This is a genomic window from Paenibacillus hodogayensis (assembly GCF_039536325.1).
GTDB lineage: Bacteria > Bacillota > Bacilli > Paenibacillales > NBRC-103111 > Paenibacillus_AB > Paenibacillus_AB hodogayensis.
In genome coordinates, this window is record NZ_BAAAYO010000006.1 from 163,778 (window position 1) to 181,544 (window position 17,767).

Consider the following 17,767-nt stretch of genomic DNA (forward strand, 5'->3'; position numbering starts at 1 on the left):
CAGCCTCCCCTCATTCGCCGTATACTTCGAATACGCCGGCCGCGCCCATCCCGCCGCCGATACACATCGACACCACGCCGTAGCCGCCTCCCCGCCGCCCCAGCTCGCCGATCAGCGTGGCGGCCAGCTTGGCGCCCGTGCAGCCGAGCGGATGGCCGAGCGCGATCGCCCCGCCGTTCACGTTGACCTTCTCCGGATCGAGCTCGAGCTGGCGAATCACCTGGATGCATTGCGAGGCAAACGCCTCGTTGATTTCGTACAAGGCGATATCGTCCTTGCCGAGTCCCACCAGCTTCAATGCTTTCGGAATCGCCTCCACCGGACCGATGCCCATCACCTCCGGCTCCACCCCCGCTACCGCAAAGCCGCGAAAAGCCGCAAGCGGCCTCAAGCCGAGCCGTTCCGCCCCGCTGCGGCTCATCACGGTCAGCGCGGCCGCCCCGTCACTGACCGGCGAGGCGTTGCCGGCCGTAACCGTCCCCCCGGCCGAGAATGCCGGCTTGAGCCGGGACAAAGCGTCAAGCGTCGTCTCCGGCCGGATGCATTCGTCCGCCTCGAAGACGATCGGCTTGGTCCACGCGCCCGCCTCCGCATCGTAGCCGTCAATCTTCGTCCGTACCGGCACGATCTCTGCGGCGAATTTCCCGGCAGCCTGCGCCGCGTGCGCTTTGCGGTGGCTTTCCAGAGCGAACCGGTCCTGCTCTTCGCGGGTGATGCCGTAGCGCGTCGCAACCTTCTCGGCCGTATGCCCCATACTCATGTACACTTCCGGCATCCGCTCGACAAGATCCGGATGTGGGGACAGCTTGAAGCCGGTCATTGGAATATGGCTCATGCTCTCCACCCCGCCGGCAATGACGGCCTCCGCATAACCGAGCATGATCCGCTCCGCCGCATAGGCGATCGCCTGCAAGCCGGAGGAGCAAAACCGGTTGACCGTAATCGCCGGGACCGCAACCGGAAAGCCGGCGTAGAGCGCCATTGTCCGGGCGAAATTGAGCCCCTGCTCGCCCTCCGGCATGGCGCAGCCGATAACGATATCGTCGATCTGCTCCTTCCCGAGTCCCGGAGTCCTCTCGATCGCCGCCTCCAGCACGCATTTGCCCAAATCCTCAGCCCGCGTATGCGCCAGCGCGCCCCGCTTTCCCCGTCCGACGGCGGTCCGCGCCGCCGACACGATGACCGCTTCTTCCATCACGCATCGCCTCCTCTCCCGCGCCCGGGAACGGTAGCGGCAGCTATTGGCGACTGCCGGCCGCCCCGTAGCTTACGGTATCCCCGTCGAAGTTCCGGGGATACGTATGACAATCCCGCCCTGGCGCGAACCGCCGCTCCGACAGTCCGGCTTTAATTGCGCAGCGGCTTGCCCTTGGCCAGCATATGCTGCATCCGCGCCCTTGTCTTCGGCTCGCCGCACAAGCTCAGGAACGCCTCGCGCTCCAGATCGAGCAAATACCGTTCGGATACGGCAGCCCCCGCGGGGACATCCCCGCCGGACAGCACATGGGCCAGCTTGCCGGCGATTTTGCAATCGTGCTCGCTGATATACCCGCCCTCCCGCATCGTCAAAGCCGCCAGTTGCAGTACCGCCTTGCCTTCGCGGCCGACGACCCGGATCAAGCTGTCCCCGGGGGCGTCCAAGCCGTCCCGCTCCAGCTCCAGCACAGCGCGCCTCGCTTCATACAGCTGCCGGTCCCGGCTCATGACCGAGCGGTCCGTCCCCCGCAGCAGCCCGAGCCACTGCGCATCGGGGGCGCTGCCAGACACCTTCGCCATCCCGATCGTCTCAAACGCCCGGTTCACGGCCGTTTGCAGCTCCCCGTCCGCGCCGGCCGACAACGCGGCGCGCAGCGCCATCTCTTTCGTGCCGCCACCGGCCGGAATCAGGCCGACGCCCGCCTCCACGAGCCCGTAATACGTCTCGGCATGGGCGACGACCCGGTCCGCCGCCATGCATGCCTCGACCCCGCCGCCGAGCGTCATCCGGTGCGGCGCGGCTACGACCGGCTTCTCCAGCCTTTTCAATTCCAGCATCGCCGTCTGGAACAGCCGGATGATGCGGTCCACTTCGTCCCATTCCTCTTCCTGCGCTTCCATCAGCAGCAGCATCAGATTCGCGCCGACGCAGAAGTTGCGCCCTTCGTTGGCGATGACGAGCCCCCGGTAATTGCGCCTGACCTCCTCGACGCTGCTGCGGATCAAGCCGAGAATGTCCGCTCCGATCGCATTGTTCGGCGAATGGAACTCCAGGCAGGCGACCTCCTCCCCGATATCGACGAGACTCGCTCCTCCGTTGGACAGGACGGTACGGCCCGCGGACTTGAGCGCGCGCAGCGATAGGTGCTCCGGCGGCTCGCGCCATACTGCCCGGTCGCCGTTATGAGCGTAAAGCAGCGCCCCTTCTCGACGCGAATAGAACGTCTCGTTGCCCTCCGCCAGCCAGTTTGTTACCCATTCCGGAAGCGCCACGCCTTCGGCGTCCATCCTCGCCGCCGATTGCCGCAGCCCGATCGCGTCCCACAATTCGAACGGACCGAGCTCCCAATTGAAGCCGAGCCGCATCGCTTTGTCTACGTCGGCGATCGAATCCGCGATCTCGAACGCCTTGTCGGCGGCGTACGCCAGCGTCCGCTTGAGCACGTCCCAAGCGAGCTGCGAATACCGGTCGCCGCCGGACAGCAGCGCCCTGCATTTGGCGGCGGCGCCATTGGCCGCCTTCGCCGCGTCGAGCGAAGCCGAACGGATCGTCTGCGCCGGGCGGTAGTCCATCGCGGCCGGATCGAGGGCGAGGATACGACTGCCCTGGTCCGATTTCACTTTTTTGTAATAGCCCTGCCCGCTCTTCTCCCCGAGCCATCCCCGACTTACGAGATCGGTCAAAATCGCCGGGACGGCAAAAGCCCGCCTCTCCTCCGGATCAACCGCCCGGCCGGCCACGTTGTCCGCCACATGCACGAACGTGTCCAGACCGACCAGATCGAGCGTGCGAAACGTCGCGCTCTTCGGGCGGCCGAGCGCCGGCCCGGTGACGGCGTCGATCTCCTCAACCGAATAGCCCTTCTCCGCCATGAGCGAGAGCGTCGCAAGCAGGCCGAACGTACCGATCCGGTTGGCGATGAAATTCGGCGTATCCTTGGCCACTACGACCCCTTTGCCGAGCCGGATTTCGAGCCATTCCTTCATCTCGGCCACGATGCCCGCTTCCGTCGCTGCGCCCGGAATAAGCTCGACGAGCGGCATATAGCGCGGCGGATTGAAAAAATGCGTACCCAGAAAGTGGCGCCGCATCGGCTCGCCGACCGATTGCGCCATCGCCTCGATCGAGATGCCCGACGTATTGGAGCTGACGACGGCGCCAGGCGTCCATACGGCTTCGAGTCGGGCCAGAAGCGCCTGCTTCAGCTCCAGCCGCTCGGTGATCGCCTCGATGATCCAGTCCGCCTCCGCCAGCCGTTCCCATTCGTCCTCGACGTTTCCCGGCTCGATGCGGGACGCGTAGCGTTCGTCATAGAAAGGCGCCGGATTCGTCCGGGATAGACGCGCCAGCGCATCGGCCGCCAGCCGGTTGCGGACATCCGGATGCTCCAGACTTCGGCCGGCGGCTTCCTCCTGCGCAGTCAAACGTTCGGGCACGCGGTCGAGCAGCCGGACCCGGACGCCCGCATTCGCCAGATGCGCGGCAATGCCGGCGCCCATGACGCCCGAGCCGATTACCGCCGCCGTACGGATCGTTCTCATCGCTTCATCCTCCTTCGTCGGATGGACCGTCAGGCCCGAATACGGCCGCGGCAAGCAGCTCCGCAACATCTTTCGCGCCGGTGCGCCCTTCCGCGCCGAGCAGCTTCGTGCCGTCCTCCATCATGGTCAGGCAGTACGGGCAGGCACTCGCGATCACCGTCGGTGCGACGGCCAACGCCTGTTCCACCCGGGCCGCGTTGATTCGTTTGCCCGCCCTCTCCTCCAGCCACATCAGCCCGCCCCCCGCGCCGCAGCACATCGCGTCGGCGCCCGACCGCTCCATCTCGGCCAGCTCCAGGCCGGGAATGGCGCGCAATATCGCCCGGGGTGGATCGTAAGCGCCGTTGTACCGGCCAAGATAACAGGAGTCGTGGAATACGGCCCTCTCCCGCACCGGGTGCCGCGGGGCCAGCCTCCCTTCGCGGAGCAGCTGCGCCAGCAGCTCGGTATGATGGACCACCTCCGCCCCCAGCCCGAAATCGGGGTATTCGTTTTTCAGCGTGTTGTAAGTATGCGGACACGCCGTCACGATTTTACGGACGTTATACCGGCGGAATAACGCGATATTGTCGTCGCAGCATTGCCGGAACAGCAGCTCGTTGCCCATGCGACGCGCGGTGTCGCCGGAGCTTCGCTCCTCGTTGCCGAGAATGGCGAAGCGAACGCCGGCCCGGGCGAGCAGCCGGACGGCGGCGATCGTTACTTTGCGGGTCCGATTATCGTAAGAGCCCATGGAGCCGACGAACAGCAAATAGTCGAAATCCGGCTGCTCCCGCACCGTCGGCACGCGGACCCCATCCAATTCGTCCAGCCAGCCGGTCCGATCCGCCCTGCTGATCCCCCACGGATTGCCCTGCCGCTCGATCTGCTGGAGCGCGCGCTGCCCGTCGACCGGCAGTCGGCCTTCGGTCAGAACGAGATAGCGGCGCATGTCGATAATTTTATCCACATGCTCGTTGCCGACCGGACACTGATCCTCGCAGTTGCGGCATGTCGTGCACGCCCACAGCTCCTCCTCGGTAATGACTCCGCCGATCAGAGCCGTCTCATCGGTCTCGTCCACGCCCGCCCCCGGACCGCCAGCAGACCGGACACCCCCGTCTCGCTCCGTTCCGGCTCCGGCCGTCCTCTGCGCGTTCGCAGCACTGCTCCTGCGGCCCCAGCCGTGCTTTTGCCACTCCATCGTCGGACCGATATCCGTCACCCCCTCGCCCTGCCAGCGCTGCCGGACCGATTCGTCTTCCGGGTCGAATACGGTCGGGGCTTCGGACTGGCCGGCAAAGGCGAACGCCGGTATCCACGGCGTCTTCGACGTAATCGCCGCCCCTCTTTCGGTCAGATGGTCTCGCAGCTTGACGATCAGGTGCATCGGCGACAGCAGCTTGCCGGTTCCAGCCGCCGGGCATACGTTCGTGCAGCGCCCGCATTCGACGCAAGCGTACAGGTCGAGCAGTTGCTTGCGGGTGAATTGCTCCACGGCACCGACGCCGAACGACTCGGCGTCCTCGTCCTCCAGATCGAGCGTACGCAGCTTGCCCGGCGGACTTTGACGAGCCAATGCCAGATTGACCGGGGCCGTGATCAGATGAAAATGCTTGGATTGCGGCACATAGACGAGAAAAGCGAGCAAGATCAGCAAATGCGCCCACCAGCACGCATAATAAAGCGCTTTCCCGAGTACCGGCCCCACGATGCCTTGGAAGGCGGCCGCGAGAGACGAAGCGATCGGAGCAAGCAGGGAGAACGGCTCGCCGCGCCAAATCCGCTCGAAGGCGGATACGAGCAGCACCGAAAGCATCAGCCCGCCGATAAAAAACAGCACCAGGCTCGGCTTCCAGCCCCGCTTCAACCGCTTCAGCCTCTCGCCGTATCTCCGGTACCCGGCATAGCCGATAGCCAGAACGATAACGACGACTACAACTTCCTGGGAAAGCACGAACCAGTCGTAAGCCGGGACCGGGATATGAACGCCGAACAAGCCTTTCAGCACAATATCGAGCGCCCCCAATTGAACGACGATAAAGCCGTAAAAGATCGCCGCATGCATCCAACCGCTTTTCCGGTCGCGCAGCAGCTTGCGGTGCCCGAACGTCTGAGCCGCCCATTCGCGCAGCCGGGCGCGGTCGAAGCGGGCTCGCTCCTCGGTCCGTCCGAGGCGGATGTATGCAGCGCGGCGGCTGACCGCCAATGCAAAACCGCAAATGGCGCAGCCGGTCGCGCAGATGAACAGAACGAGATTGACGACGAAGCCCGCCATGGCGATCCGCTCCTTTTTATGCCCGGCACCCGGACCGCCGGTTTATTCCCGCCGCCCGCGTCATATACATCAGTACGCCTGCTTGGCTGCGGCACGTTTCATTTCGCGTTACTTGCATTGTATTACCGACCGGGCTGGTCCCATACCTATATTCCCGTCCAGTCCCGGCTCAGAAAGGAGATAGCCGATGCGTATTGTGGCATTGCTGAAGCAGACGTTCGATACGGAGGAAAAGGTGAGGATACGCGGCGGAGCTTTCGAGGAGGATGGCGTGAAGTTCGTCATTAACCCGTATGACGAATATGCCGTCGAGGAGGCGCTGCGGCTGAGGGAACGGCATGGCGGACACGTCGTCGTCGTCTCCGTCGGACCGGAGCGCTGCGCCGAGGCGCTGCGCACCGCTCTGGCGATGGGAGCGGACGAAGCGGTGCTGCTGGAGGAGCCGCCGGAAGGCGCGGACGAGGCGGTCTTGTCCCGCTTGCTGGCCGCCTATATCCGTTCGCAGCCGTTCGACATCGTGCTCGCCGGACATGTCTCTGTCGACCGCGGCGGCGGCCAAGTCGCCCTCCGCGTCGCCGAGCTGCTCGATATCCCGCACGTGGCGACGGTAATACGGATCGAGGCCGACGAGGCGGCGGGGATCGCCGTTGCCGTCCGCGATATGGAGGGCGACGAGGCTTCCGTGGAGACGCCGCTTCCCGCCTGTTTTACTGCGCAGCAAGGGCTGAACGAACCGCGATATCCGACGTTGCCGGGCATTATGAAAGCCAAAAAAAAGCCGCTTTCCCGCCTGACGGCGGAGGACTTGGGCTTGACTGCAGCGGAGCTGGCGCCGCTGACGCGCGCAACCGCTCTGTATCCGCCGGCGCCGCGGCAGGCTGGCCGGCTGATCGAGGGCGGAAGTCCGGCCGAACGGGCCCGCGCGCTCGTGAAGTCGCTGCGCGAGGAGGCGAAGCTGCTGTGAACGATAAAGCTTGCGCGAGGAGGTACAATCGATGAGCCGACATATTCTGGTCGTCGCCGAGCTGCGGGAAGGAGTGCTGCGCCAGGTGAGCTTGGAGGCGGTGGCTGCCGCCCGCCTGCTCGCCGGAGCGAGCGGGACGGTCTCCGCGCTGCTGGCCGGGCCGCCCGATTCGCACGGGCAGGCGCTGCTGGCCGCCGGAGCGGACCGCGTCGTCCATACGCCGGAGCGCGACGATATCGGCCCGGCCCATACCGAACGGGCTTTGCAGGCCGCGGCCGAGGCGGTCGGGCAGCTTCGCCCGGACGCAATCGTGCTCGGCCATACCGCGCTGGGCAAAGATATCGCCCCGCGGCTGGCCGCCCGGCTGAATGCCGGACAAATCGCCGACGTCATCGCCATCGAACCGGACGGCGAATCGTTCGCCTTCACCCGACCGATCTACGCCGGCAAGGCGTTCGAGAAACGCATGTTCACGGAGACGCCATGGGTCGTCACGATTCGTCCGAACAATTTCCCGCCGCTCGCGCGCGCCGGTGCCGCTTCCGCCGACGTCGCAGCAGGAGAAGCGGCCCTGCTGGCTACTGCGGGGAAACCCGACTTACGCACGGTCGTGCGCGGGGTGATGAAGCGCGCCGCCGGAAAGACCGATCTCGCCGAGGCGAAGGTGATCGTCTCCGGCGGGCGGGGCGTGCGCGGGGCGGACGGCTTCAAGCCGCTGGCCGAGCTGGCAGAGGCATTGAACGGCGCGGTGGGTGCCTCGCGCGGAGCCTGCGACGCCGGCTACTGCGATTATTCGCTGCAGATCGGGCAGACCGGCAAGGTCGTGACGCCCGAGCTGTACATCGCCTGCGGCATCAGCGGGGCGATCCAGCATGTAGCGGGCATGAGCGGTTCGCGCGTCATCGTCGCGATCAACAAAGATCCGGAGGCGCCCATATTCAAAATCGCCGATTACGGCATCGTCGGCGATTTGTTCGAGGTCGTCCCTTTGCTGACCGAGGAAATCAGGCGTCTCCCGGCATCCCGTTAAACAAGTAGCCAAGGGTATGGACCCGCTCCGCCATGAGGCGGTAGCCTTCCGCATTCGGATGAAACCGGTCCTCGCTCAACAGATCGTCCTCCCTACCCAGGAACGAGTCGTATACGTCGACGACGTGGACCGGACCGGCATGGAGCGCATGCAGATGCTCGTTGAACTTGTGAACCCAGAAGACGGCTTCCTCGAATTCGGGGAGCGGATTGTACAGCCCGAGCACCCGCACGGCGTAATCCCCGCTCCCCGCCTTCAAGCCGCGAATGGCGTCCAAAATATGCGACATATTGCGCTGGTACTGCTTCAAAGCCAACGTCAGATGCCGCTTGTCGCTATCGAAAAAAAACCGTTTGGCCGCCTGAATCAGGTCGTTGCCCCCGGCGGTGAGCGTGATGAACTCGGATCGAACGACCGCGTCGCGCACTTGCTCGTCCGTTAAAACAAGCTGCAAAATTTCTGTTGTCGTCGCCCCGCTCTTGCCCGCATTTTCGGTCAGCACGGACAAGCCCAGCTGCGATTCGGCAAGCCGGCTGTACTGGCTCACAAAGCTGCTTTCCGGGGGCGCTCCATTGCCCGCCGTCAACGAATCCCCCAACGCCAAATAAACGAGTTCCCGCTTCATGAAACCAGCCTCCGATCGTAAACGTCCCTTTTGCTATCAGCATATTCAGCCGCTCTCCGATTGGGCCCTGTTTTACGACTAATTTTCGCGGCGGCGCTTGCTTTTTCCGCCTTCGGCGGTATGATCGCGCCTTTGCTGACTTGCGCGCGACAACAAAAAGAGGAGCGATCTCTACCGCTCCCCTCCTGTTCTCCTCGCCTGATGCATATTCCCCTTTGTACATTGGCTTCCAAACGGACCGCTACGAGTCCAGCACGTACGCCAGAAGCAATGCCGCCGTACCGGCGATCGCCAGCTCGTGCGTCCGCTCCATCCCGTGGGAAGCGTGCACGCCCGGGCCGATAAGCGCCGCGCGAATATTGCTGCCGCCCTTTAGCGCCGCCGAAGCGTCTGAGCCATAGTGCGGATAAATATCGACGGCATGTGCGATACCCTCGCGCTTCGCCAGCTCGATCAGTCTCGTCGTCATCCCGTAGTCGTATGGACCGGAGGAATCTTTGGCGCAGATGGACACGTCCGTCTCCGTACAGCTCAGATCGTCGCCCATCGCCCCCATATCGACCGCAATGAGCTCACGGATGGCCGGAGGCAAGTACGCCGCGCCGTGGCCGACCTCCTCGTAAACGGTAATGACGACGTTCAGCGTCCGTACGGGGATCGTGCCGGAGTCGCGCAGCGCCTTAAGCATGGCGAATACGGCGGCTACTCCCGCCTTGTCGTCGAGATGACGGGACTTGACGTAGCCGTTGGCCAGCACCCTTGTTCTAGGCTCCCAAGATATAAAGTCGCCGACGGATATGCCCAGCGCAAGTACGTCTTCCTTGGACGCGACTCGCTCATCGACGCGAATTTCCATCGACGATTCCTCGCGCTTCAACTCCCGGGCGTCGCCGTATACGTGTACGGACGGCTTAACCGGCAGAACGGTCCCTTCGTATTCGCGGCCATCGCGCGTATGAATGCGGCAATACTCATTTTCGACAGACTGCATCATGTAGCCGCCCACCGGCGTGAACCGGATCGCGCCGTTCGGCTTGATCGCCCGGACCATACCGCCAAGCGTGTCTACATGCGCGGACAAGCCTAACGTCTCTTCCCTTTGACCCGGCACCGTCACGATGATGTTGCCTTTGGGCGTCCGCTCGGTGCCAAAGCCGAGCGCAGCGGCTTCCTGCTCCACGAGCGCGGCGATGCGTCCGCAATAGCCGGACGGGCTGGGCGTACCCAGCAGCTTCTCCAAAAGCGCCATCATATACGCGCCATCGATCTTCATTCTGAACTCGCTTCCTTTCAGACGGGCAGCCAATCGAGCACGCGGCCGATATACTTGTCCCAGTATTCCCAGTTATGGTTCCCCGGACCTTCCTCGTAATGCAAATCGAGCTTGAGCGAACGCGCATGCTGCAAAAAGGCCTGATTGGCCTCGTACAGAAAATCTTCCGTGCCGCATGCTTGAAACAGCTTCGGCTTTGGCCCTTCGCCGGCGGCCACTTGTTCGGCAAGCTTCAGCAGATCGTCCTCCGGAGGGACGGTGCTGCCTTCACCGAATATGTACGCAAAATCCCGTCCCCAGTTCGGCTTGTTCGCGATGTCGAGCGCGCCGGACAGGCTGGCCGCTGCCGCGAACAGATCCGGACGGCGCAGCGCCAGCTTGAACGCGCCGTAGCCGCCCATCGACAAACCCGCTGCGAACGTCTCTTCGCGTTTGCGGGAGAGCGGAAACATGGCCCGGGTGACGTCCAGCAGTTCCTCGCTGACGAACGTCCAATACGGATATCCGCCCACCATGTCCGTATAGAAGCTGCGGTTAACCGCAGGCATGACGATGGCCACTTCCTTGTTTCGCGCATAACGCTCGAGCGACGTCCAGCGCATCCAGGCCGTATGATCGTCCGACAGCCCATGCAGCAAATAGACGGTCGGATATTTGTAGTCCTCCGGCTGGTCCGGCTTCGGGTCCGGCAGCAGCACGTTTACCGATACGCCGACCTGCAGCGTTCTGGATGAAAAATTACATTGAATGAATGCCATTTCGTTAACCAACCTCTCTTTATATCCCAGTCATGTTCCATTATAAAAGTTGAACGAATTTCGCGCTATTCTTATTTTACGCATAAAAAAAGAACGGGAAGACCGCTTCGAGCCTCTCCCATTCCTTCTTTTCCCGATATCCGCATTAACGCGTTCTTGCCGTGGCTGGCTTAGAAACGGTCCCAGGACACAACGTCCTCAAGCGGCAGACGTGTTGTCGGATGCCCTTCATTCGTCGCCTTGCCGAGCGCGATCAGCATAACCGGCACGTAGTCGGCCGGAATACGGAATTCCTCGATCAATTTTGCAGCATCGTATCCGCCCATCGGAACCGTATCGTACCCTTTCGCCTTCGCCGCAAGCATCAACTGCATCGACAGCAGCCCGCCATCGGTGAGTACGATGCCTCTCCGTTTTTCTTCCGGAAGCGATTGATACAGTTGAACCGTACGTTTGGCGAAATTCTGCTTCACTTCTTCCGTCATAAAGCCGGCTGCGACCGCTGCGCCGTAAATCTGCTCCGCCCTCTCATACCCTTTCATATCCCCCAACACGACGATGACAGCCGAAGCGTCCACGACCTGCTGTTGGTTGAAGGCGATCGGCAGCAACTTCTGCTTAAGCTCGGCGTCCTGCAGCACCAGCAGCCGCCAAGGCTGTATGTTCGAAGAGGAAGGCGCCCGTGTAGCGGTGGTCAAAATGTCGCGGAGTTCTTCTTCCGGTATGCTCCATTGCGGGTCAAACGTTCTTACCGAGCGGCGCCCGTGGGCGACGGCGAAAAAATCGGTTTGCGACGATGCCTGAGTCGTTGTGGGTGTTGGTGTAGACATGAGAATTCCTCCAGTGCGTGTTTTCTTATTATGCTGAATCATAATGATCGCTAACCATTGAAACGGTTATACTGTTCAAATCTATGCACAGTATATATCCTAACTGTTTCGGAGTCAATCACAGTTTTATGAAAAAAAATTAAAATTTCCGCCATATTGCCCATAGGGATTGTCCAACCTGTATTTAACTTGTACAATGTTTTGGAGAACCGATCCCTATTCCTTTACAAAGCGAGGTTTCGCGCAATGATCATCGATTGCCATAATCACCCGGATTGGTACGGGTACGACATCTCCCGCTACCTGGACAACATGAAGCAGTACCGTATCGACAAAACCTGGCTGCTCAGCTGGGAATGCCCCGATGACGAGTACAATCCCGCCTACAAGAAAAACATTCCGGACGCGGGGCTGCCGGACGGACCGATCTCGTTCCGCCGCTGTGCAGCTTATGCGGAGCAATATCCCGACAAGTTCATTCTCGGCTACGCCCCGGACCCGCGACGCCCGGATGCGATCGATAAGCTCGACCACGCTATCCGGCTCTACGGGGTACGCGTCTATGGGGAAATCAAGCTGCGGATGATGTACGATAATCCCGATGCGATCCGGCTGTTCCGTTTTTGCGGAAAAAAAGGATTGCCCGTTACCGTCCATATCGACTACGAATTCGACAGCGGCTCTGCCTATCCGCGTCCGAACTGGTGGTACGGAGGCGGCATCGATTCGTTCGAACGCGCCGTCCGTGCTTGTCCGGACACGACGTTCCTCGGCCACGCTCCCGGATTCTGGGCGCATATCTCTGGAGACGATCAATACGACAAGACGGCGTACCCGAACGGTAAGGTCGCTCCCGGGGGCAAAGTCGGCGAGATGCTGCGCAAGTACCCGAACTTGTACTGCGACATATCCGCCGGTTCGGGCGCAAACGCATTCAAACGCGATCCGGAGTTCGCCCGCTCGTTCCTGCTGGAGTTCCAGGACCGCATCTTGTATGGACGCGACTACTTCGACAACGTGCATCAAGAAGTGCTGGAATCGCTCGACCTGCCCGCCGACGTGCTCGGCAAAATTTATTCGGGCAACGCCCTGAAGCTTGTTCCGTTGTCCTGATTTCTCTGCCTTGGCATTTCATCCGCTGGGATAGACCTTGGTTGTTCTCAAGGTCTTCCCTGTTTAAGACGAACGTCCGCTCAGTTGTTCTTTCCTGAAATCTTGGGGACTTCTGTCCATCCATTTCTTAAACACCTTGGCAAAATAAGAAAAATTCGAAAACCCGACCGATACGGCAATCGCGCTGATCGGCATTTCGGTTTTCGTCAGCATCTGCTGGGCCATATCTACACGCAGCTTGGCCGTATAATCGGTTACCGACATTCCCGTCTCCTTCTTGAACAGCTTCGAGGCGTAATCGGGATTCAGCCCGGCTGCTTCCCCCAACTGCTCCCGGGACACATGCTGGTCCAGTTGCTCCGCGATACAACGCTTCATCCGTTCAATGATCGGCTGGGAAACGGCCGATGTCCGAACCGCCGCCGGAACGGCCGGTGGATCGTCACTTAGTCCGAGCACGCGGCCGGGAGGATGGGCGTTAGCCTTCTCCATCGCTTTCAGCCGTTCGAAAGCTTGTCTGATGCCCTCTGCCGGCACGTATTCTCCGATGCAGCAGTTCAACTCGCAATAAAAATATTGGCTGCACGCTTCGATATATTGATGGCAAGCCTCCCGCCATTTCTCCGGCTCCGCATCGGCCTCGCCGTCTCCTGCGGCGATAGCGAGCAAGCCGCCCTCCTCCAGCGACACGACCTGGCTGAGATGGCCCGCTGCGCTTAGCATGCGCTCCGCCGTATCGCGCATCGCAAACTCCATCGTCTGCCGTTCCGGAAAAGAAAACGGCCGTTCCCAGTTCCGCAACTGAATGTAGATCGGAAGAAATCGGTTATTGCGAGTAGCGAGCCCGCTCCCCGCCTCTTCAAGCGGCAGCGCATATATGCCGTTGTCGCCGGAAGCGAGCAACCGCCGCCAATACAGCTCGTTTATCGACGGCTCGTGGCTCTGCCACCGTTGATAATAGTGCTCATAGATCGCTTTGTAGTGGAGAGCGGCCTTGCTTTTTGCCAAATGGGCGACCGCCTTCACCATCGCTTGCTTCAATTCCCCATCCTCCGCGGGCTTCAGCAAATAGTCCAAACTGCCGAGCTTGACCGCTTGCTTGGCATAATGAAAATCCGCATGGCAGGTCAGCAATATCGAGACCGTGTGCGGATGTGCCCGGCCAACCCAGCTCAACAGCTCCAGTCCGTTCTCCTGCGGCATCTCGATATCGCATAACAGAATGTCCACCGTACGCGTGCCGAATATTTGCCTGGCTTGGTTCGCGCTTTGCGCTTCGAGCACTTCCCCGATTCCGAGCAAGTCCCAGTCCAGGCTGGCTCGAATGCCGCGGGCGATATGAACCTCGTCGTCTACGATCAACAAACTATATTTCATGCTCGGACCCCTCCTTGTCCTCTGTACGCCGCTTCTGAGGAAACCAAATCTGAACGAGCGCTCCTCCCTCCGGATGATTCCCGAACGAAATCCGCGCCGCTGCCGGGAAAGCGAGGAGCAGCCTCCGCGTCGTGTTCCAGATGCCGATCCCCTCGCCCGTATCGTTGACGGATTGCTCGTCCGTCCGCAGCAGCCGGAGGATTTCTTCCCCGAAGCCTTTGCCGTTATCCCGCACCGTTAACGTACACATGCCCTCCGGATCGAGCGGGTCGGATTGTGCCCGTACGCTCAATTGCGTAAAACGGTCCAGATCGACGGCATGCTTGATCGTATTTTCCACGAAGGTGTGAATGAGCAGCGGCGGAATGAGACAATCGGCCACAGCCTCCTCCACCGAGATCGCAAACGTCAAGTTTTGCGGAAATCGCACTTCCTGTATGTGCAAATAGTGATGAATGTGGTTGAATTCCTCGCGCAGCGATACGAACGGCGTGCCGCTGCGAAACATATAACGGAAATATTGAATCAATGATAGCGACAGCTTGCGTATCATCTCATAGTTTTGAGATTGAGCAAAGTAATAAACGGTATTCAGGGCGTTCAGGAAAAAATGGGGGTTGATTTGCATCTGCAAATGTTTCAGCTCTGCATTCTGGAAGCGCAGCTTCTCCTCGTAAATGTGAATCTTCAGCTCTCCGATCTCCGCCATCATATCGTTGAATGCCTTGTTCATAATCTGAAATTCCTTCGCTCCGCTGCCGGACGACGCTCTGACGTTGAGGTAGCCCTCCTGGGCCCTCTTCATCACGCCAATCAATCTGTAGATAGGCAGGAGGAACACCCGCCGGTAATAGAAGAAGACGACGGGAAGCAGAATGATCGAGGAAATCGTGACACCGGATATGATCTGCTTGAAATGCGGCAGACTCTCCAGCACGCGGCTTTCGGGGACTAGCGCATTCAAGTAGAACGAGCCTTCCTCGGACTTCCGGCGGATGGACAAATACCGCCCGTCAGCCCCTTTCAAAGTATCCCCATCGCGGTCTCTTGTCCAGTCGATTTCGTTCTGGCGAATATACGATTGCGCCCCGATCGGCCGGCCGTCGCCGCTGACGAAAAACGTTTTGCCGTTGCGTCCCGTATCGATCTGCTGCAAAGGCTCGGCAAAATGCTCGATCCCCATCCAGGCCCCCACATATACGTTCCCCGTCCGGACGATCCGAACCATGTAATCCGTTCCGCCGATCTCCATCGTCAGCCATTCCTCGTTATCCGATGAGACCGGGTGCGAGATGCGCCCGATCAGCGCCTCCTTGATGAGCTCGCTGCGCTCGAAATTCCCAGAAGGCCTGCGGGAGCTGATATATTCGCCGTTGCTTTGGGAATAGACGAAGAAAGAATCCAGGTACCGGTAATTCGTAATATCCGAGGATAGCCGGTTAAGTAAACGTACCTTTGCAAAATGATAGTCCGTATCGTCCTCGGACCGAACGGAGTCCAGCAGCAGCAGGTCGGTCTCGCGCACGATCAGATCGTACAAGTAGTCGTCCGCGATGCTCAGGCTTTGGTCCACTTGCTTCATGTACAAGGCGGTTAAATCCGCATAGGTGTACGCGACCTGGTTGCGCACGACATGAATGGCATAGAAATTATTGTAGATAAGAAGAACGGAAAGCGGAATTATGACGACAAGGAAGCCGCCTATGAGTTTAAAGCCGAGGGATGATACAAAATCCAGACGCCGAATATCCATCCAAGAGAAGCCTCCCAGCCGTGCCTAAGGTGTGCTTCCAGAATACCACGAGAGCTGACCTTTCGGTCAGCCCTCTTTTATTACCGTCCGGTACCGATCAGGTGACGGACTCCAGCCGACCCAGCTCGTCCTCGTACTGCTTCAGCAGCGTACGGAACGACTGCATGCTGGACAACAATCCGCCCGCCCGATTGCGCATATGCCACAATCGCTCGTATTCGGCGATCGTCTTGCGCAGCTTGTCGATAATCTCCTGTAAAAACGCCTTTTCCGCAGTTACGTCCTGAAGGCCGATCCGGTACATATACCGGTGGAGACCGACCCCCTGTTCGATGAGCCGGATCGTATTCTCCAGCTCCGCCGCGACCGTATTCGCATCTTCGACGGACATACGTACTTCCTTCAGCCGAAGACTCATCCGCTCCAGCCATTCGATCAGAGCCTCGTATTGATAATCGATGGCGTACTCCAGCTGAACTCCGCCCATCATCGAGAATACCTGAATCAGATCCTTTAGCCCCTGCTCCAGCTCCTCGACCGAAAGCAGTCCTCTCGTCAGCACATAATTCGTATACGTCATATTCATCAGCGTGCTGCGCTCCAGATGGTAATAGTCGCCCAGCTCCATCAGGAACGCCCCTATGACTCCGCTGCGGTCCTGAAAAATGGCATCGTTCAAATACGTCTCCATCTCGTGCTCGCGGTTCGCCTCCACCTGCCAGCTCACACCCGCTGCATACACATAGCCGGGATAGCTGACCGGCAGCGACTGCCAGTGGCCCATATCGCCCCAATCGGTGACGATCAGTCCGCCTGCGCCGTATTTGAGGCCGTTCTCCGCCGCATCGAGAATGTTCTTCTTCATGTTCGCCGTCCGCCCGGACAGCGTCGTCCACGAGCTGGTTCCGGGACATACATAGAATGAGATTCCGTTGTCCCGCAGCAGCCGGCAATGATTCTCGAACGAGCTTGCGCCCTCGTAATTCCAATCCAGCACGATTACGTCCTTCGGCAGAGACGGAATCACTTCCGGGTGCCGGGTGACGATATCGCCCCACATAAGCGTTTTCTTGCCATGCTTGCGAACTGCATCGAACACTTTGGAGGCGAACTCCATATACAGGCTGCCGACACCAATCTCGGCTGCGCGTTCCTTACTTTTGCCCATACCCAATTCGAAGGGCTCATCCATATTCACGTTGACAAAGGACGAAGTGAAGTTCGGAAGAAGCTCATCGAACAAGTCCGTTACAAGCTCGATCGACCGCGGGTCCAGCGGATTCAAGGTAGAAGCCGGCATATGCCAGGCAGGCGTAATCGCAAACCCTTCGGGAAGCTCGGCCAGCTCTTGGAACCCTTCCTTCGCCAGCCAAGGTGCCATATGACCGAAGCAATTCTGATTCGGCACCAGATCGACGAACCGCTTCTTGGCGTACGCGTCCAGTTCCTGGAATTCCTTGGCCGTAATCGGCGTCTCCTCGGGAAACAGTTCGCTGTACTTCTCGTATTCGAAGCAATACCCTTCCATGTACAGTTGAAGATGGTTCAGCTTCAACTCGGTCATCTTGTCGATCAGGGCGTACAGCGTCTCCATCTTGGGAATTTTGTTCCGGCCGATATCCAGCATGATCCCCCGGACCTCCAGATCCGGCTCGTCCTCGATGGCGCAATTCGGCAGCGAGCCGCCATAACGGCGCAGCAGCTGTTCAAAGGTAATTACCGCATAGTGTAGTCCCGCTGCCCCGCTGTACGTTATCTCGACCCGGTTGCCGCTCAGTTCGAGCCGATACCCTTGCGGATGCAAGTCCGGGCGCCGGCGGACGGTGACCTGCGTATCGTCCACCGGGCCGCCGCTATCCTGCGTATACCGCTCCAACGCGGAACAGATCCGTTCCTCTGCCCGCACGTCCGACACTGCACTCTCTTCAGCTTCGGTCGTTTCCATGCTAATGTTTACGCGGCTTTTAAAGGAGGTTTGCCCCTCCGTCCGATAAACTCCTCGCGGTTGGGGATACAGGTATAAAGAATCGATCATATTCATCTCTCCTC

Annotated in this window: 13 protein-coding genes; 3 read left to right on the forward strand and 10 right to left on the reverse strand. The window is 60.3% G+C overall.

Annotated elements, in window-relative coordinates:
- Positions 1-10: 10 nt before the first annotated feature.
- From ABD796_RS11895 to ABD796_RS11905, 3 genes are all read right to left on the reverse strand, one after another.
- Positions 11-1,195 carry an acetyl-CoA C-acyltransferase gene (locus tag ABD796_RS11895; RefSeq protein ID WP_344907860.1) on the reverse strand — a complete coding sequence of 395 codons (1,185 nt, stop codon included), beginning with the start codon at positions 1,193-1,195 and terminating at the stop codon, positions 11-13.
- 152 nt (positions 1,196-1,347) lie between these two features.
- Positions 1,348-3,738, reverse strand: a complete 2,391-nt coding sequence (locus ABD796_RS11900) for a 3-hydroxyacyl-CoA dehydrogenase/enoyl-CoA hydratase family protein (RefSeq protein WP_344907863.1) — start codon at positions 3,736-3,738, stop codon at positions 1,348-1,350.
- 4 nt (positions 3,739-3,742) lie between these two features.
- Positions 3,743-5,995: a (Fe-S)-binding protein gene (locus ABD796_RS11905; RefSeq protein ID WP_344907866.1), complete on the reverse strand. Its 2,253-nt coding sequence runs from the start codon at positions 5,993-5,995 to the stop codon at positions 3,743-3,745.
- Positions 5,996-6,182: 187 nt separating this feature from the next.
- On the opposite strand from ABD796_RS11905, the gene ABD796_RS11910 reads away from it, so the two are divergent.
- Together ABD796_RS11910 and ABD796_RS11915 are read left to right on the forward strand one after the other, a co-directional pair.
- Positions 6,183-6,959, forward strand: a complete 777-nt coding sequence (locus tag ABD796_RS11910; RefSeq protein ID WP_344907869.1) for an electron transfer flavoprotein subunit beta/FixA family protein — start codon at positions 6,183-6,185, stop codon at positions 6,957-6,959.
- A gap of 31 nt (positions 6,960-6,990) precedes the next feature.
- Positions 6,991-7,989 carry an electron transfer flavoprotein subunit alpha/FixB family protein gene (locus tag ABD796_RS11915; RefSeq protein ID WP_344907872.1) on the forward strand — a complete coding sequence of 333 codons (999 nt, stop codon included), beginning with the start codon at positions 6,991-6,993 and terminating at the stop codon, positions 7,987-7,989.
- Here ABD796_RS11915 and ABD796_RS11920 read toward each other — a convergent pair.
- The 4 genes from ABD796_RS11920 to ABD796_RS11935 all read right to left on the reverse strand — a co-directional run bounded on the left by ABD796_RS11920 (position 7,964) and on the right by ABD796_RS11935 (position 11,475).
- Positions 7,964-8,614 (reverse strand): GDSL-type esterase/lipase family protein, encoded by a 651-nt coding sequence (locus ABD796_RS11920; RefSeq protein WP_344907875.1) that lies wholly within the window; start codon positions 8,612-8,614, stop codon positions 7,964-7,966. The genes ABD796_RS11915 and ABD796_RS11920 overlap by 26 nt on opposite strands.
- A 241-nt stretch (positions 8,615-8,855) precedes the next feature.
- On the reverse strand, positions 8,856-9,887 hold the full coding sequence (locus ABD796_RS11925; RefSeq protein ID WP_344907878.1) for a M42 family metallopeptidase: 1,032 nt from the start codon (positions 9,885-9,887) through the stop codon (positions 8,856-8,858).
- 17 nt (positions 9,888-9,904) lie between these two features.
- On the reverse strand, positions 9,905-10,645 hold the full coding sequence (locus ABD796_RS11930; RefSeq protein WP_344907881.1) for an alpha/beta hydrolase: 741 nt from the start codon (positions 10,643-10,645) through the stop codon (positions 9,905-9,907).
- A gap of 170 nt (positions 10,646-10,815) precedes the next feature.
- On the reverse strand, positions 10,816-11,475 hold the full coding sequence (locus tag ABD796_RS11935) for a nitroreductase family protein (protein WP_344907884.1): 660 nt from the start codon (positions 11,473-11,475) through the stop codon (positions 10,816-10,818).
- A gap of 246 nt (positions 11,476-11,721) precedes the next feature.
- Between ABD796_RS11935 and ABD796_RS11940 the strand changes: the two genes are divergently transcribed.
- Positions 11,722-12,588: an amidohydrolase family protein gene (locus ABD796_RS11940; RefSeq protein WP_344907887.1), complete on the forward strand. Its 867-nt coding sequence runs from the start codon at positions 11,722-11,724 to the stop codon at positions 12,586-12,588.
- A gap of 63 nt (positions 12,589-12,651) precedes the next feature.
- On the opposite strand, the gene ABD796_RS11945 is transcribed toward ABD796_RS11940, so the two are convergent.
- The 3 genes from ABD796_RS11945 to ABD796_RS11955 form a co-directional block, all read right to left on the reverse strand.
- On the reverse strand, positions 12,652-13,965 hold the full coding sequence (locus ABD796_RS11945) for a response regulator transcription factor (protein WP_344907890.1): 1,314 nt from the start codon (positions 13,963-13,965) through the stop codon (positions 12,652-12,654).
- Positions 13,955-15,718 (reverse strand): sensor histidine kinase, encoded by a 1,764-nt coding sequence (locus ABD796_RS11950; RefSeq protein ID WP_344907893.1) that lies wholly within the window; start codon positions 15,716-15,718, stop codon positions 13,955-13,957. The genes ABD796_RS11945 and ABD796_RS11950 overlap by 11 nt, the downstream gene beginning before the upstream one ends.
- A gap of 97 nt (positions 15,719-15,815) precedes the next feature.
- Entirely contained in the window at positions 15,816-17,753 is a 1,938-nt protein-coding gene (locus ABD796_RS11955; RefSeq protein WP_344907896.1) for a beta-N-acetylhexosaminidase, read from the reverse strand.
- Positions 17,754-17,767: the final 14 nt, after the last annotated feature.

Excerpts from the sequence above, each read along its gene's own strand:
- ABD796_RS11895 (WP_344907860.1), bottom strand. The coding sequence starts at position 1,195 with ATGGAAGAAGCGGTCATCGTGTCGGCGGCGCGGACCGCCGTCGGACGG.
- ABD796_RS11900 (WP_344907863.1), bottom strand. The coding sequence starts at position 3,738 with ATGAGAACGATCCGTACGGCGGCGGTAATCGGCTCGGGCGTCATGGGC.
- ABD796_RS11905 (WP_344907866.1), bottom strand. The coding sequence starts at position 5,995 with ATGGCGGGCTTCGTCGTCAATCTCGTTCTGTTCATCTGCGCGACCGGC.
- ABD796_RS11910 (WP_344907869.1), top strand. The coding sequence starts at position 6,183 with ATGCGTATTGTGGCATTGCTGAAGCAGACGTTCGATACGGAGGAAAAG.
- ABD796_RS11915 (WP_344907872.1), top strand. The coding sequence starts at position 6,991 with ATGAGCCGACATATTCTGGTCGTCGCCGAGCTGCGGGAAGGAGTGCTG.
- ABD796_RS11920 (WP_344907875.1), bottom strand. The coding sequence starts at position 8,614 with ATGAAGCGGGAACTCGTTTATTTGGCGTTGGGGGATTCGTTGACGGCG.
- ABD796_RS11925 (WP_344907878.1), bottom strand. The coding sequence starts at position 9,887 with ATGAAGATCGATGGCGCGTATATGATGGCGCTTTTGGAGAAGCTGCTG.
- ABD796_RS11930 (WP_344907881.1), bottom strand. The coding sequence starts at position 10,645 with ATGGCATTCATTCAATGTAATTTTTCATCCAGAACGCTGCAGGTCGGC.
- ABD796_RS11935 (WP_344907884.1), bottom strand. The coding sequence starts at position 11,475 with ATGTCTACACCAACACCCACAACGACTCAGGCATCGTCGCAAACCGAT.
- ABD796_RS11940 (WP_344907887.1), top strand. The coding sequence starts at position 11,722 with ATGATCATCGATTGCCATAATCACCCGGATTGGTACGGGTACGACATC.
- ABD796_RS11945 (WP_344907890.1), bottom strand. The coding sequence starts at position 13,965 with ATGAAATATAGTTTGTTGATCGTAGACGACGAGGTTCATATCGCCCGC.
- ABD796_RS11950 (WP_344907893.1), bottom strand. The coding sequence starts at position 15,718 with ATGGATATTCGGCGTCTGGATTTTGTATCATCCCTCGGCTTTAAACTC.
- ABD796_RS11955 (WP_344907896.1), bottom strand. The coding sequence starts at position 17,753 with ATGATCGATTCTTTATACCTGTATCCCCAACCGCGAGGAGTTTATCGG.